The sequence below is a fragment of the Streptomyces sp. NPDC031340 genome, from assembly GCF_055569945.1.
This window is the reverse complement of the sequence record NZ_JBVIIE010000040.1, coordinates 51,788-66,445: the sequence shown is the minus strand read 5'-3', so window position 1 is coordinate 66,445 and position 14,658 is coordinate 51,788. Positions and strand designations below refer to the sequence as shown.

Annotated in this window: 14 protein-coding genes and 1 pseudogene; 8 read left to right on the top strand and 7 right to left on the bottom strand. The window is 74.4% G+C overall.

Features of this window, described 5'->3' with window-relative positions:
* Positions 1-695 precede the first annotated feature (695 nt).
* Entirely contained in the window at positions 696-1,358 is a 663-nt protein-coding gene (locus tag ACZ5GT_RS27815) for a thiaminase II/PqqC family protein (RefSeq protein ID WP_469031652.1), read from the top strand.
* 8 nt (positions 1,359-1,366) lie between these two features.
* Here the strand turns inward: ACZ5GT_RS27815 and ACZ5GT_RS27810 are convergent, their stop codons facing one another.
* The 5 genes from ACZ5GT_RS27810 to ACZ5GT_RS27790 all read right to left on the bottom strand — a co-directional run bounded on the left by ACZ5GT_RS27810 (position 1,367) and on the right by ACZ5GT_RS27790 (position 6,074).
* Positions 1,367-1,603, bottom strand: a complete 237-nt coding sequence (locus tag ACZ5GT_RS27810; RefSeq protein WP_324784941.1) for a DUF6213 family protein — start codon at positions 1,601-1,603, stop codon at positions 1,367-1,369.
* Between the two features lie 25 nt (positions 1,604-1,628).
* The gene (locus tag ACZ5GT_RS27805) at positions 1,629-3,014 is read right to left on the bottom strand and encodes an NADP-dependent succinic semialdehyde dehydrogenase (protein ID WP_469031651.1); all 1,386 of its coding nucleotides are present in this window, start codon (positions 3,012-3,014) and stop codon (positions 1,629-1,631) included.
* Between the two features lie 73 nt (positions 3,015-3,087).
* A complete protein-coding gene (locus tag ACZ5GT_RS27800) occupies positions 3,088-3,555 on the bottom strand; it encodes an NUDIX hydrolase (RefSeq protein WP_469031650.1) in 468 nt (155 codons plus the stop codon).
* Positions 3,552-5,090 carry an ATP-dependent DNA ligase gene (locus ACZ5GT_RS27795; protein WP_469031649.1) on the bottom strand — a complete coding sequence of 513 codons (1,539 nt, stop codon included), beginning with the start codon at positions 5,088-5,090 and terminating at the stop codon, positions 3,552-3,554. Before ACZ5GT_RS27795 ends, ACZ5GT_RS27800 begins: the two co-directional genes overlap by 4 nt.
* 30 nt (positions 5,091-5,120) lie before the next feature.
* Positions 5,121-6,074 carry an NAD(P)/FAD-dependent oxidoreductase gene (locus ACZ5GT_RS27790; RefSeq protein ID WP_469031648.1) on the bottom strand — a complete coding sequence of 318 codons (954 nt, stop codon included), beginning with the start codon at positions 6,072-6,074 and terminating at the stop codon, positions 5,121-5,123.
* A gap of 78 nt (positions 6,075-6,152) precedes the next feature.
* On the opposite strand from ACZ5GT_RS27790, the pseudogene ACZ5GT_RS27785 reads away from it, so the two are divergent.
* From ACZ5GT_RS27785 to ACZ5GT_RS27760, 6 genes and pseudogenes are all read left to right on the top strand, one after another.
* Positions 6,153-6,728 (top strand): annotated as a pseudogene (locus ACZ5GT_RS27785) (helix-turn-helix domain-containing protein); the annotation flags it as partial.
* Between the two features lie 214 nt (positions 6,729-6,942).
* Positions 6,943-7,908, top strand: coding sequence for an NADPH:quinone oxidoreductase family protein (locus ACZ5GT_RS27780; RefSeq protein ID WP_469031647.1), 966 nt, complete (start codon positions 6,943-6,945; stop codon positions 7,906-7,908).
* Positions 7,905-9,086 carry an acyl-CoA dehydrogenase family protein gene (locus ACZ5GT_RS27775; protein WP_469031646.1) on the top strand — a complete coding sequence of 394 codons (1,182 nt, stop codon included), beginning with the start codon at positions 7,905-7,907 and terminating at the stop codon, positions 9,084-9,086. The genes ACZ5GT_RS27780 and ACZ5GT_RS27775 overlap by 4 nt, the downstream gene beginning before the upstream one ends.
* A complete protein-coding gene (locus ACZ5GT_RS27770) occupies positions 9,083-10,156 on the top strand; it encodes an acyl-CoA dehydrogenase family protein (protein WP_469031645.1) in 1,074 nt (357 codons plus the stop codon). Before ACZ5GT_RS27775 ends, ACZ5GT_RS27770 begins: the two co-directional genes overlap by 4 nt.
* Before the next feature lie 182 nt (positions 10,157-10,338).
* On the top strand, positions 10,339-11,202 hold the full coding sequence (locus ACZ5GT_RS27765) for a phosphatidylinositol-specific phospholipase C/glycerophosphodiester phosphodiesterase family protein (protein WP_469031644.1): 864 nt from the start codon (positions 10,339-10,341) through the stop codon (positions 11,200-11,202).
* A gap of 102 nt (positions 11,203-11,304) precedes the next feature.
* Positions 11,305-11,499 (top strand): hypothetical protein, encoded by a 195-nt coding sequence (locus tag ACZ5GT_RS27760; RefSeq protein ID WP_469031643.1) that lies wholly within the window; start codon positions 11,305-11,307, stop codon positions 11,497-11,499.
* A gap of 3 nt (positions 11,500-11,502) precedes the next feature.
* Here the strand turns inward: ACZ5GT_RS27760 and ACZ5GT_RS27755 are convergent, their stop codons facing one another.
* Together ACZ5GT_RS27755 and ACZ5GT_RS27750 are read right to left on the bottom strand one after the other, a co-directional pair.
* Positions 11,503-12,729, bottom strand: a complete 1,227-nt coding sequence (locus tag ACZ5GT_RS27755; RefSeq protein ID WP_469031642.1) for a phosphodiester glycosidase family protein — start codon at positions 12,727-12,729, stop codon at positions 11,503-11,505.
* A gap of 98 nt (positions 12,730-12,827) precedes the next feature.
* A complete protein-coding gene (locus tag ACZ5GT_RS27750; protein ID WP_469031641.1) occupies positions 12,828-13,187 on the bottom strand; it encodes a DUF779 domain-containing protein in 360 nt (119 codons plus the stop codon).
* Between the two features lie 131 nt (positions 13,188-13,318).
* On the opposite strand from ACZ5GT_RS27750, the gene ACZ5GT_RS27745 reads away from it, so the two are divergent.
* Positions 13,319-14,632 carry a phosphodiester glycosidase family protein gene (locus ACZ5GT_RS27745; RefSeq protein ID WP_469031640.1) on the top strand — a complete coding sequence of 438 codons (1,314 nt, stop codon included), beginning with the start codon at positions 13,319-13,321 and terminating at the stop codon, positions 14,630-14,632.
* Positions 14,633-14,658: the final 26 nt, after the last annotated feature.

Here is a 14,658-nt window from a genome sequence, read left to right as displayed (position 1 = left end):
CGACGACGGGCGTGCCGGGGGCTCGCACGACCCCGGCCGATTCGGCCGCCCGTGGCGGCACAGGCACGTCTGAGGTACCGGCCCGGCGGTTGGCTCGACGACGGGCGTGCCGGGGGCTCGCACGACCCCGGCCGATTCGGCCGCCCGTGGCGGCACAGGCACGTCTGAGGTGCCGGCCCGGCGGTTGGCTCGACGACGGGCGTGCCGGGGGCTCGCACGACCCCGGCCGATTCGGCCGCCCGTGGCGGCACAGGCACGTCTGAGGTACCGGCCCGGCGGTTGGCTCCACGAAGGGTGTGCCGGGGGCTCGCAGCGGTTGCGGCCGGTCCGGCCGCCCCTTGGCAGTAGAGGCACGTGAGCCGCGCCGCCCGGTGGCGGCGGGCGCCGGTCGGGTTGCGGGGCCGCGTCCGGGAGTGCCGGCCCGGCGGTCGACTCGACGACGGGTGTGTCGGGAGCTCGTGGCGATGGCTCCGGTCCGGCCGCGCGGGGCGGCAGAGTTCGCCGCGCCGGCAGCGGCGCGGTGGTCGGCGCCGATCGGCTGTCCGGCGGCCGGTCGCCGGGCTGCCGCGGACGTCCGGACCGGACACCGTTCGGCCGAACGTGTCTCGCGGGACCGCGTCGGGTCCGGGACGCTTGGCGTCGAGGCGGGGGCTCGGCACCCCGGAGACTTCGCACCCGGACCCACGGAGGACGCGATGGCGCGGACGGCCACGGAACTGCTGGAGACGACCACCGCGCAACTTGCCCCGGACCCGAGGGCCAACCCCCTCGTCCCGCTGATCGAGCGAGGCGCCGCCCCGCGCGAGACGCTCGCGGCGCTGGCCCTCGAACAGGGCTGGGTGATCCCCGCGGACCGCCGGGCCTTCCTGCATCTGGCGCGGCGCGCGGCGGACCGGCCGGAGACGGCCGCGTTCTTCACGACGCTCGCCGAGGGAGAGGAACTGGCGCGGCAGCGGCTGACGGCGTTCGCGCGGGCCTGCGGCGTCGACGAGACCCGCGCCCGCGAGTACCGGCCGCTGCCCGGCTGCCAGGCGTATCCGGCCTGTGTCGCCTGGCTGGCGCTCAATGCCGCACCGGCCGACGTGGTCCTCGCGCTCACCGCCAACTTCTCTGCCTGGGGCGGCTATTGCGCGCGGATCGCCGAAGCCCTGCGCCACCACTACGACTTCACGGACGAGGCCTGCGGGTTCTTCGACTTCTTCGCCCGGCCCGCCCCGGAGCTGGAGCGCGGGGCGGCGGAAGCGGTCCGGGCGGCCCTGGACGCGGGGACCCTCGACGAGTCCCGCGTGTACACCTACGGCCGCCTGCTCCAGAACTACGAGGCGATGTTCTGGTCAACGCTGACGCAGACGGTCTGACCGGCCGCTCACCCGGTCCGGCCGCTGCTGTGCGCGATGCACGCCACGTCGATGCGGTCGGCGAGCTTGGCGAGCTCGATCGTCAGCGCGGCCACCGTGTCCTCGTCGAGTCCGCCCTCCCCGGCCTCCACCAGATGCAGCCACCGTCCGCCCACGGTCCGCAACAACTTGCTTACGTCGGCCGCGGCCACCTGCAAGGTACCGCGGTCGTCGACGATCAGAGGCAGGGTCACTTCGCGGTTCACAGACGGGATGGTAGCCGCGCGGCGCTCACGCACCGTGCCAAACCGTGGTGATGTTGCAGAACTCGCGGATTCCGTGCCCGGACAGCTCACGCCCGAACCCGGACCGCTTGACCCCGCCGAAGGGGAAGGCCGGGTGGGAAGCGGTCATCCCGTTGAAGAACACCGCGCCCGCCTCCAGGTCCCGTGCGAACCGGTCGGCCTCGGCCTCGTCCCGGGTCCAGACATTCGAACTCAGGCCGAACGGGGAGTCGTTGGCGATCAGCAGGGCCTCGTCCAGGTCGTCCGCCCGGTACAGCGTGGCCACCGGCCCGAAGGCCTCCTCCCGGTGGATCCGCATCTCCCGGGTGACGCCGGCCAGGACGGTCGGCGGGTAGTACCAGCCGGGCCGTTCCGGCCGTTCACCGCCGCACAGCACGCTCGCCCCGCCGCGCCTGGCGTCGTCGACCAGTTCCTCCAGGTCGGTCCGCCCCTGCTCGCTGGCCAGCGGCCCGATCTCGGTGTTCTCGTCCATCGGGTCGCCGACCTTCAGCGCCGCCATCCCGGCGACGAACCGCTCGGCGAAGGCGTCGTAGACGTCGGTGTGCACGATGAACCGCTTGGCGGCGATGCAGGACTGCCCGTTGTTCTGCACCCGGGCGGTCACCGCGACCCGCGCGGCCCGCTCGACGTCGGCGGACGGCATCACCACGAACGGGTCGCTGCCGCCCAGTTCCAGCACCGTCTTCTTGATCATTTCCCCGGCGGTGGAGGCGACCGCGCGGCCCGCGGGCTCGCTGCCGGTCAGCGTGGCCGCCTTGACCCGCTCGTCCCGCAGCACGTCGTCGACCTGCGCGGAGCCGATCAGCAGGGTCTGGAAGCAGCCCACCTCGAACCCGGCCCGGTGGAAGAGATCCTCCAGGTACAGCGCGGTCTGCGGGACGTTCGAGGCGTGCTTGAGCAGGCCGACGTTGCCGGCCATCAGCGCGGGCGCGGCGAACCGCACCACCTGCCACAGCGGGAAGTTCCACGGCATCACCGCGAGGACGGGGCCCAGCGGCCGGTAGCGCACCCGGGCACGGGAGGCGCCGGAGTCGTGCACGTCGGACTCGTCCGGCTCCTCGTCGGCGAGCAGCCCCTCGGCGCGCTCGGCGTACCAGCGCATCGCCTTGGCGCACTTGGCGGCCTCGGCGCGGGCCTGCCCGACCGGCTTGCCCATCTCGGTGGTCATCACCCGGGCGATCTCCCGCTGGTCCTGGTCCAGCAGGTCGGCGGCCCGGTTCATCAGGCGCGCGCGGTCCGCGAAGCCGGTCGTGCGGTAGGTGCGGAAGGTGGCCTCGGCGAGCTGGAGCCGCCGCTCGACCTCCTCCTCGTCCATGGCCTCGTACGTCTTGACCGTCTCGCCGTTCGCCGGGTTCACCGTCGCGATGGGCATGACCGACCTCCTCCTGAGCGGACCTGCTTCGACCTTCCCGCGCGGTGCGGGGCGGCGCAACGCGTGGGGGTTGTCAGTCCGAGTGCTCAGCCAGGCGGTCGAGAAACGCCGCCTGCGCCGTGACGATCACCTCGCGGGCCCGCTCCAGGGCGAACCAGGCCACGCGGTCCAGCTCCGGGAACTCCCGCACCCTGCCCGACCTCGGCGGCCACTCCATGCGGAACGTGCCCGGGACGACCGTGGCCGGATCGAGGTCGGCCTCCACCGCCCAGGCCGTGACGACCTTGCCGCCGGACTGCCGGACCTCGCCGAGCGGCACGGCCTCACCGTCGGGCGGCGGCACCCCCAGCTCCTCCTGGAACTCGCGGCGGGCGGCCTCCCGCGCGGGCTCCTCGCCGGGCTCGTACTCGCCTTTCGGCACGGTCCACGCGCCGGCGTCGCGCCGGGCGAAGAACGGGCCGCCCATGTGGCCGAGCAGCACCTCCAGGCCCTCGCCGGTGCGCCGGTACAGCAGCAGGCCCGCACTGTGCCGGGCCGTCACGGGCGCACCCGCGGATGGGCGGCGAGCAGGGTCCCGACGGTGTCGGCCTCCTCGGGGCGCTTGTCCGCGCGGTAGCGCAGCACGCGGGCGAAGCGGAGCGTGACGCCGGCCGGGTAGCGCGGGGACCGCTGCAGACCGTCGTAAGCGATCTCGACGACGAGTTCGGGGCGTACGGTCACCCCCCACCCCTTCTCCTCGACGGCCAGTTCCCGCAGGCGCTCGGTCTGCCAGGCGAGCATCGCGTCGGTCATGCCCTTGAAGGTCTTGCCGAGCATGACGAACGAGCCGTCGGCGTCGCGGGCGCCCAGGTGGAGGTTGGACAGCTTGCCCGTGCGGCGGCCGTGGCCCCACTCGGCGGCCAGCACCACCAGGTCGAGCGTGTGCACGGGCTTGACCTTCAGCCAGGACGCGCCGCGCCGGCCCGCGCTGTAGGCGGCGTCGAGGGCCTTGACCACCACACCCTCGTGGCCGCGCGCCAGCGTGTCGGCGAGGAATCGTTCCGCCTCGGCGGCGTCACCGGGGCCGGAGACCACGGTGCGGCGCACCCGCATCGGCGCGGGAACCAGCTTCGCCAGCTCCGCGTGCCGCTCGGTGAACGGCAGGTCGAGCAGGTCGCGGTCGGCCACCGACAGCAGGTCGAAGAAGACGGGGCTGACCGGCACCGTCCCGGCGGCCGCGGTCACGTCCACGCTGGAGCCGACCCGGCCGGCGATCTCCTGGAAGGGGCGGGGCCGGCCGTGCTCGTCGAAGGCGATGACCTCGCCGTCCAGGACGAAGCGCCCGCCCCTCAGCCGCAGCGCCGCGCCGGCCACCTCGGGCAGCCGGGCGGTGATGTCGTCGAGGGTGCGGGTGTAGATCCGCACGGCGTCGCCGTCGCGGTGCACCTGCACCCGGATGCCGTCCAGTTTCTCCTCCACCGCCGAGGCGCCGAGCTTGCCGACCGCCTCGGCCACCGACGAGGCGCTGTGCGCCAGCATCGGCAGGACCGGACGGCCGACGGTGAGCCGGAACCGCTCCAGCGCCGCGGGACCCTCCCCGAGCAGGGCCTGCGCCACCGCCTGCAGCGAGCCCGCCAGCATCACCGCCCGGCGCACGTCCGCGGGCGGCGCCCCGGTGGCCTGCGCCAGCCCCTCGACCGCGACGGCGTCCAGGGCGCCCTGCCGTACCTCGCCGGTGATCAGGCCGATCAGGAACCGCTGCTCCTCCGCCGTGGCCGCGCCCATCAACTCCCCGACCAGCCGCATCCGTTCGGCCTGCGCGCCGGCACCCGACACCTTGCCCAGCTCGGTCAGGAGGGCGTCGACCTCGCGCACCGTCAGGGACGGTTCGGCCGCCGGGGCGACGGGACGGCTCAGCACCTTCCAGCCGACGCCGAGCCGCCCCTGCGGCAGCCGTCCCGCCAGGTAGGGGATGACCACCGGCACGTCGTCCGCCGCGGCCTCCCGGAACAGCCCGGCGAGCAGGGCTGTCTTCCGGGAACGCGCCGAGGTGGCGGCGACCTCCCGGGACACATGGGCCAGCTTGGCGAGCAGCATGCAGTAAAGGGTGCACCGCGGGCGGCCCCGCTACACCTGCGTGGCGCTGTCCAGGTCGCTCATCAGCAGTTCCCCGTTGAGGGTGGCGGCCGCCCGGTAGCCGCCGGCCGCCGCGTTGACGACCTGCTCGGCGAAGCCCCGCACGTTGCCGGCCGCCCACACGCCGGGCACGGTCGTCAGACCCGTCTCGTCGACCACCGGGTAGGCGCCGAACGGCGTCTCGTGCAGCTCCGCGCCCAGCCGCCGCAGCAGATCCGTGCGCGGGACGGCGCGGGGCGCGGTGAACAGCATCTCCAGCCCGTGCAGGGTGCCGTCCGTGAGGCGCACGCCGGTGAGCCGGTCGCCGTCGACCGCCAGCCCGGCGACCTCGCCGGGCACCGTCTTCACACCGGCCGCGGCCAGCCGGCGCCGGTCGTCCTCCGACAGGTCCGACTCGGTCACCGTGTGCGGGAAGAAGGTCACGTCCTTCGACCACTGGGTCACCATCAGCGCCTGGTGCACGCTCGCCGGTGTCGTCGCGAGGACGCCGAAGGCCCGGTCGCGGACCTCCCAGCCGTGGCAGTACGGGCAGTGCAGCACGTCCCGGCCGAAGCGCTCGGCCACGCCGGGGACGTCCGGCAGCTCGTCCGCGAGGCCGGTGGCGACGACCAGGCGTCGGGCGCGCACGGTCCGGCCGCTCTCCAGGGACACGGTGAAGCCCGGCGCGGCGTCCACCGCCCGGTCCCGGACCAGCTCGACGCCGTAGCGGGCGATCTCCTCGCGGCCGACGGCCAGGAACTCGGCCGGCGGCATGCCGTCCCGCGACAGGTACCCCTGCATGTGGGCGGCGGGCGCGTTGCGCGGCTCGCCCGCGTCGACGACCAGGGTGCTGCGGCGGGCCCGGCCGAGGACCAGCGCGGCGGACAGCCCGGCCGCGCCGCCTCCGACGACGACCACGTCGTACCTCTGAGTGGTGTTCGTCCTGTCGGTCATGTTCTGCGTCATCGATGACCACCTCCACCCAGAAGGTGACCCGGACGCTGCCGCATTGACAAACAGGTTTGCCGAAACTGCAATGGCTGCATGAGTGACGACACGGACGAGGTCCTCGCGGAGGTCGGCCCGCGGCTCAGGCGGATCCGCAAGGAGCGGGGCGCGACGCTCGCCGCGCTGTCGGCGGCCACCGGCATCTCGGTGAGTACGCTGTCGCGGCTGGAGTCCGGGCTGCGCAAGCCGAGCCTGGAGCTGCTGCTGCCGCTCGCGCGGGCCCACCAGGTGCCGCTGGACGAGCTGGTCGGCGCCCCGCCGGCCGGCGATCCGCGCGTACGGTCGAAGCCGATCGTGCGGGGCGGGCGCACCCACTGGCCGCTGACCAGCAGGCCGGGCGGCCTCCAGGCGTACAAGGTGCTGGAACCCCAGCGCAGGCTGGAGCCCGACCCGCGCAGTCACGAGGGCTACGAGTGGCTGTACGTGCTGTCCGGCCGGCTGCGGGTGGTGCTGGGCGAGCACGACGTCGTGCTGGCGGCGGGCGAGGCGGCGGAGTTCGACACGCGGACGCCGCACTGGTTCGGATCGACGGGGGAGGGGCCGGTGGAGTTCCTGAGCCTGTTCGGGCCGCAGGGTGAGCGGATGCACGTCCGGGCGCGGCCCAAGCGGTCCGGGCGGTCCGGCCGGTCCGAGCGGCCGGAGCGGCCGGAGCGGCCGGAGCGGCCGGAGCGGCCCGGCGGTTCGGGTGGTCCGAGCGGGCCGTGACGCGGTGCCGGTTGCCGGGGGACTGTTCCCTGATGGGCAAGCGACCGCTTAGTATGCCGTCGGCCCCGGTCGACTCCGGGGGCCACCCCGGTCCGACGACGCAGTCCCGTGGAGGCACGGCATGCAGGCATGGCAAGTGCACGAGAACGGCGAGCCGAGCGAGGTGATGCGGCTCGAGGAGGTCCCGGCGCCCACGCCGGGCGACGGCCAGGTCCTGCTGAAGGTGCGCGCCGCGAACATCAACTTCCCGGACGCCCTGCTGTGCCGGGGCCAGTACCAGGTCCGCCCGCCGCTGCCCTTCACGCCGGGCGTGGAGATCTGCGGCGAGACCGAGGACGGGCGCCGCGTGATCGCCAACCCGGTGCTGCCGTACGGCGGCTTCGCCGAGTACACCGTCGTGGACGCCGCCGCCGTGCTGCCCGCGCCGGACTCGCTGGACGACGCCGAGGCCGCGGCCCTGCACATCGGCTACCAGACGGGCTGGTTCGGACTGCACCGCCGGGCCGGTCTCCAGGCCGGCGAGACGCTGCTGGTGCACGCCGCCGCCGGAGGCGTCGGCAGCGCGGCCGTCCAGCTGGGCAAGGCGGCGGGCGCCCGGGTCATCGGCGTCGTCGGCGGCGCCGAGAAGGCCGCCGTCGCCCGCGAGCTGGGCTGCGACGTCGTCGTCGACCGGCGCGTCGACGATGTCGTCGCCGCGGTCAAGGAGGCCACCGGCGGACAGGGCGCCGACGTGATCTACGACCCCGTCGGCGGCGCGGCGTACGCGCAGTCCGCGAAGCTCGTCGCCTTCGAGGGGCGGATCGTGGTCGTCGGCTTCGCCAGCGGGACCATCCCCAGCCCGGCGCTCAACCACGCCCTGGTGAAGAACTACTCGATCCTCGGCCTGCACTGGGGCCTGTACAACACCAAGAACCCCAAGCTGGTCCAGCACTGCCACGAGCAGCTCACCGAACTCGCCGCCCGGGGCGCCGTCAAGCCGCTGATCAGCGAGCGCGTGCCGCTGGGCGGGGCGGCGGGCGCCGTGCAGCGGGTGGCGGACGGCCTGACCACCGGCCGCGTCGTCGTGACCCCGGAGGAGACGGCATGACCGACGTCGAGGAACTGCGCCGCCGTACGCGGGAGCTGCTGGCCGCCAACCCGCCCGCGACCACCGGCCGCCTGGACTTCCTGCGGGCCCGCTTCGACGCCGGCCTCGCCTGGGTGCACTACCCCGAGGGCCTCGGCGGTCTCGGCGCCCCCCGCTCCCTCCAGGCCGTCGTGGACGCCGAGCTGGAGGCCGCCGGCGCCCCCGACAACGACCCCCGCCGCATCGGCATCGGCCTCGGGATGGCCGCGCCGACCGTCCTGAAGTACGGCACCGAGGAGCAGAAGCGGCGCTACCTGCGGCCGCTGTGGACCGGCGAGGAGGTCTGGTGCCAGCTCTTCAGCGAGCCCGGCGCCGGGTCCGACCTGGCCGCGCTGGGCACCCGCGCCGTCCGTGAGGGCGACACCTGGGTGGTCAACGGGCAGAAGGTGTGGACGTCCAGCGCCCACCTCGCCCGCTGGGCCATCCTGATCGCCCGCACCGACCCGGACGTGCCCAAGCACCAGGGCATCACCTACTTCGTCTGCGACATGACCGACCCGGGCGTCGAGGTCCGCCCGCTGCGCCAGATCACCGGCGAGGCCGAGTTCAACGAGGTCTTCCTCACCGACGTGCGCATCCCCGACTCCCGCCGGCTCGGCGAGGTCGGCGACGGCTGGCGGGTCGCGCAGACCACGCTGAACAATGAACGCGTCGCCATCGGCGGCATGCGGCTGCCCCGCGAGGGCGGCATGATCGGCCCGGTCTCGAAGACCTGGCGGGAACGCCCGGACCTGCGCACCCACGACCTGCACCAGCGCCTGCTGAAGCTCTGGGTCGAGGCCGAGGTCGTCCGCCTCACCGGCGAACGCCTGCGCCAGCAGCTCACCGTCGGCCAGCCCGGCCCCGAAGGCGCCGGCATGAAGCTCGCGTTCGCCCGCCTCAACCAGGAGATCAGCGGTCTGGAGGTCGAACTCCTCGGCGAAGAAGGCCTGTTGTACGACGACTGGACCATGCGCCGGCCGGAGCTGGTGGACTTCACCGGCCGCGACGCCGGGTACCGCTACCTGCGGTCGAAGGGCAACAGCATCGAGGGCGGGACCAGCGAGGTCCTGCTGAACATCGTCGCCGAGCGCGTCCTGGGCCTGCCCGCCGAGCCGCGCACCGACAAGGACGTCGCCTGGAAGGACCTGGCCCGATGACCGACCTGCTGTACTCGGAGGAGGAAGAGGCGCTGCGCGCCGCCGTCCGCGACCTGCTCGCGGACCACTGCGACGCGGCGGGCGTCGTCGCGCGCACCGAGTCGGACGCCCCGCACGACATCCGGCTGTGGAAGGCGCTCACCGACGGCATGGGCCTCGCCGGTCTGCTGGTGCCCGAGGAGCTGGACGGCCAGGGCGCCACCCACCGGGAGGCGGCCGTCGTGCTGGAGGAGCTGGGGCGGGCGGTCGCGCCGGTGCCGTATCTGACGAGCGCGGTCGTCGCCACCGAGGCGCTGCTGGCCTGCGGCGCCGACGACCTGCTCACCGAACTGGCGTCCGCGACGAAGATCGGCGCGCTCGCCGTCGGCCTGCACACCGCGCCCGGCGCTGCCTTCCCGACCGCACGCCTCGAAAACGGCGCGCTGCACGGGGAGCTGACCGGCATCGCCGACGCCGCCGTCGCCGACGTGCTGCTGGTGCCCGCGGACGACGGCGGCCTCTACGCGGTCGCCGCCTCCGACGCCACGGTCACCCCGCAGGTGTCCTTCGACCTCACCCGGCCGCTCGCCACCGTCGCCCTCGACGGAGCCCCGGGCCGCCGGCTGGGCGACGCCGAACCCGCCGTCCACCGTGCCCTGCGGGCCGGCGCCGGGCTGCTGGCCTCCGAGCAACTGGGCCTCGCCGACTGGACGCTGACCGAGACGGTGCGCTACCTGAAGGAGCGCAAGCAGTTCAACCGGCCCGTCGGCGGCTTCCAGGCGCTCAAGCACCGGCTCGCCCAGCTCTGGCTGGAGGTCGTCGGCCTCCGGGCCGCCGCCCGCAACGCGGCCGACGCGCTCGCCGCCGGCGAGGACGCCGACATCGCGGTCGCCGTCGCCCAGGCGTACGCGGCCCCGGTCGCCGTCCACGCCGCCGAGGAGGCGCTGCAGTTGCACGGCGGCATCGGCATGACCTGGGAGCACCCGGTCCACCTGTACCTCAAGCGGGCCAAGGCCGACTCGATCGCCTACGGCACGGCGGGCGCCCACCGCGCCTCGCTCGCCGGACCGGTCGACCTCCAGGCCCCCTGAGACAGCGCCGGAACAGGCCCGCCCCGACCGGGGCGGGCCTGTTCCGCGTGCCCGGCCCCCGGGCGGCGGCAGCGGTGAACGCACGGCGGCACTCCGGCCAACTCCTCTGCGGCGCAGCTCCTTTGACGGCTCAGGCACCTCATACTCCTTGAGGTTCCCCTGGCCCTCAAAGGGAGGCAGAGATGGCCCTCACCACCCGTCGCAGAGCCCTCACCACCTTCGGCGCCGCCCTCGCGGGCACCGTCGCGCTGCCCGCGACCCGCGCACTCGCCGGTGAACGCGGACGCGCACCGCACCCGTTGTGGCGCGCCCACGCCCACAACGACTACGAGCACCCGCGCCCCCTCCTGGACGCACTCGACCACCGCTTCGGCAGCGTCGAGGCCGACATCTACCTGGTCGGCGACCAACTCCTGGTCGCCCACGACCCGGTCGACCTCGACCCGGCCCGCACCCTCGAATCCCTCTACCTCGCACCGCTGGCCGCCCGGGTCAGGGCCAACCACGGCTCCGTGTACCGGGGTCACCACAGGCCGCTGCAACTGCTGATCGACATCAAGACCGAGGGTTCGTCGACCTACCTCGAACTCGACCGCCACCTCCGGCGCCATGCACACCTGTTCACCGCCTGTGCCCACGGCCGGGTCCGGCCCGGACCGGTCACCGCCGTCGTCTCCGGCGACCGGGCGGCCCGCGCGCCCATGGAGGCGCAGACCGTGCGCCGCGCCTTCTACGACGGCCGGCTCACCGACCTCGGCGGTTCCGCGCCCGCCTCCTTCATCCCGCTGATCAGCGACAACTGGACCCTCAACTTCAGCTGGCTCGGCGTGGGCGCCTTCCCCGACGCCGAGCGGGCCAGGCTGCGCGGCATCGTCCAGCAGGCCCATGCGCGCGGCCGGCGAGTGCGCTTCTGGGCCACGCCCGACGTGGCGGGACCGGCCCGCGACGCGCTGTGGGCCGAACTGCTCGCCGCCGGCGTCGACTACCTCAACACGGACGACCTGGCCGGTCTGGAGGCGTTCCTGGACGCCCACGAAGCGGCGTAGAACCACACGTTCGGGGGACAGGTCAGCCGCACGGAGCGCCCCTCCGCTGCGCCACACTTGCGGCCGAACGCCGCGAAACGGGCGTGGCGGAGGAGGTTGACGATGGTGATTTCCATCTCTGTGGTGCTGCTGCTCCTGATCCTGGCGGTGATCTTCGTGCGCAGCGGCGGACTGAAGTTCTCGCACGCCCTGGTGTGCGGGCTGCTCGGCTTCTACCTGGCGAGCTCCAGCATCGCGCCCACCATCCACAGCGGCTTCACGGCGACGGCGGACATCGTCGGCCGTCTGCGACCGTGAGGCTCACGGCGTGCTGAACACCCCGATGCCGTTCGGGACCGGGCGCTCGGCGCCCCCGGACGGATGGTTGCGCACCGTCACGGAGTCCGCCCGCGACGCGCGGGCGACCAGGGTCGTCGACCCGCCGCCGTCCAGGCTGAAGGCGTCCTCCGCCCCCAACGACCGCATCGCCCGCGCCACTTCGGCGACCGTGAGGCCGCTGCGGTACTCGGCGGAGCCGTCCAGCGCGAACAACAGCAGACGACGTCCGCCGTCCGCGGCGCCGACGGCGGTGCGCACGGCCGAGGCCACGTCGTCCAGACCCGGCAGGGGCCGTCCGTCCTTCAGGACCGGGTAGCCGCCGATCGCGAAACGGAAGGCCGTGCCCGCGGCGGCCGCCACCAGCCGGTGCGACACCGTCACCGGCTCGCCCTCGTAGAACTTCCGCAGCCGCTGAGCGCCCGCCTCCCGGCCGACGAGCACCGTGGTCCCGGCGGCGATGGCGCCCCCGCCCGGTGCGTCCGACGTCTCCACGACCTGCCCGTGACGGACCGTCACCTCATAGGTGTCGGTGCTGCACGGCGCCGCCCGGTCGGTGTCCGTGCCGCACGTGGCGCGCACCCGGGAGGCACTGCCCCAGTCGGACGTGAAGGCCCCGATCGAACCCACCGGCAGCGCGTACTGGTTGAGCCCCCCGAGCGGCACACTCCCCTCCGGAGTACGGACCGAACCGTCCAGGGACAGGCGGCCGAGGCGGGCCCGGCGGTCGGCGTCCACGCCGAACACGTCCCGGGTGCTGGTCCCCGGCGGCAGCGCCGGGCCGAAGCGCTGCCCGTCCGGCACCGCGGCCTTCAGCGCGCGCCCGTCCGCGATCGCCGGTCCGACGCTCGCGCCGGTCGCCTCGACGCCCGGGTGCTGGGACTCGGTGATGTCGAAGAAGTCGCCGTTGACGCCCGCGACGGCGCCCTGGGCGTCCGCCAGCGCGGACACGGCGGCCCGCGCGGCCACCGCCCGCGGATACAGCAGACCCGTCCGCACATGCGAGTCGGTCAGGTCCACGCTCAGCACATGGGCGCGGGCGGGGCCCTTGGCGCCCTGGAGGTCCACCTTCTCGTACACGACACCCGGCGCGATCACCGTGGCCCGCTGCGCGGCGCCGGCCGCCGGCGCACCCGTGAGGGACGCACCGGCCAGCGCGCCGAGCGCCGCGAGGAACGCCAGTGCCGCTCTGCCGGATCCGTATGCAGTCACATGCCTCTGACGTAACGTCACCCTTGCCCCTTGAGGTCTCGTCACCTGTCCAGCACTTCCGGTGAAGTGCAGCAGACGGCGACGGCCCGCGGGAGCGGTCAGGCGTCGACTACGCGAGAACGAGTGAGAAAACGCACTCCCTCGGGTGCTTCCAGCGAGAAACCGCTGCCCCGTCCCTCGACGACGTCCACGATCAGCCGGGTGTGACTCCACGCCTCGTACTGAGCGCGCGACATCCAGAACGTCACGGGTTCCGCCACGCCGTCGACCCGCAGCTCCGCCAGCAGCACGTCGGAGCCGCCGGTGCGGAACTCGCCCTCCGGGTAGCACATCGGCGCGCTGCCGTCGCAACAGCCGCCGGACTGGTGGAACATCAGCGGGCCGTGCATCGCGCGCAGCCGTCGCACCAGGTCGGCGGCCGCGGGCGTCAACTCGACGCGGGGGATCTCCTCATACATGAACCCAGCGCAGCACACGCGACGTTGCGACAGGGTTGCGCGCCGCGGCCCCCGAGTGTTCACGCACCCGCCGCCGGTGGCTCGAAAGGCACCGTGGCGAGGGTTCGCCACGGGCGGCCACCCTGACGGGCATGACTGCCGACTCCCCCCGCAGAAGAGGCTCCGGACACGGACCGGTCCGCGCCGCCGCCGTCACGGCCGCCGCGCTGCTGACCCTGGTGCTCGCCCCGGCCGCCCACGCCACGGCCACCGGCGCCCCGGGCGGCGGGGCGGCGGCCCTGCCGCTCGGCGACGCCGACCTCGTGGAGACCCGCTCCACCGAGACGCTCGCCGACGGCGTCACGCTGACCCGGATCGTCCGGGGCACCGAGCCCGCCCCGGCGGACCGGATCAACACCACCCCGCGCGGCCCGTGGCGGGTGAACGTCCTCACCGTCGACCCGCACCGCACCCGCGGGCACCTGGAGGCCACGTACGGGCCGGACCTGGCCGGGGTCGAGCGGACGACCGAACTCGTGGCCTCCGCCGGCGCCCTGGCCGGCGTCAACGCCTCGTTCTTCACCTTCACCGCCAGCCGCGACTACCCCGGCGACCCGGTCGGGCTCGGGCTGTACGGCGGACGTCTGCTCAGCGAGCCGGCCGGCGACCCGGCCGAGGCCGACTTCGTCGTCGACGCCCGGAGCAACCGGGTGCTGATGGGCCACCTGGGCTGGACCGGCAGCGTGCGCAACCGGAGCACCGGCGCCGTGCTGCCGCTGGAGTACGTCGACCACCCGCCGGTCGTGCCCGCCGCCTGCGCCGGCCTCGACGACCAGACGCGGTGCGCCGTCCCCGGCGACGTCGTCGAGTTCACCCCCGACTTCGCCGCCGCCACCCCGCCCGGAGCCGGCGTGGAGGTGGTCCTCGACCGGCGCGGCTGCGTGGTGCGCACGTCGGCGCGGCGGGGCACGGAGCTGGCCGTCGGCCAGACCTCGCTGCAGGCGACGGGCCAGGACGCGGCGGCCCTGCTGCGGGTGGCGGACGGCGGATGCCTGCGGACGACGTCCGTGCTCACCGACGAGGACGGCGCCGAACTGCCGCTGCGGCCCGGCCTGTTCGGCGTGAACGGCCGCTACCGCCTCACCCGGGACGGCCGCGTCGTCGTCCCGGCGGGCACCGGCGGCTTCTTCGACCGCAACCCGCGCACGATCGCCGGCACGACGAAGGGCGGCAGGATCGTGCTCGCCACCATCGACGGCCGCATGACCACCAGCGTCGGCACCACGATGGACGAGACCGCGGCCGTCGCCCGGGCGCTGGGCCTGCGGGACGCGGTCAACCTCGACGGCGGCGGCTCCACGGCGATGTCGGTCCGCGGACAGCTGGTCAACCGGCCGAGCGGGGCGAGCGAGCGGGCCGTCGGCGACGCCCTGGTCTTCCTCGACCGCCCCTACCACCGCGACTGACCGACCGCTCTCGCCGGGGCCCGGAG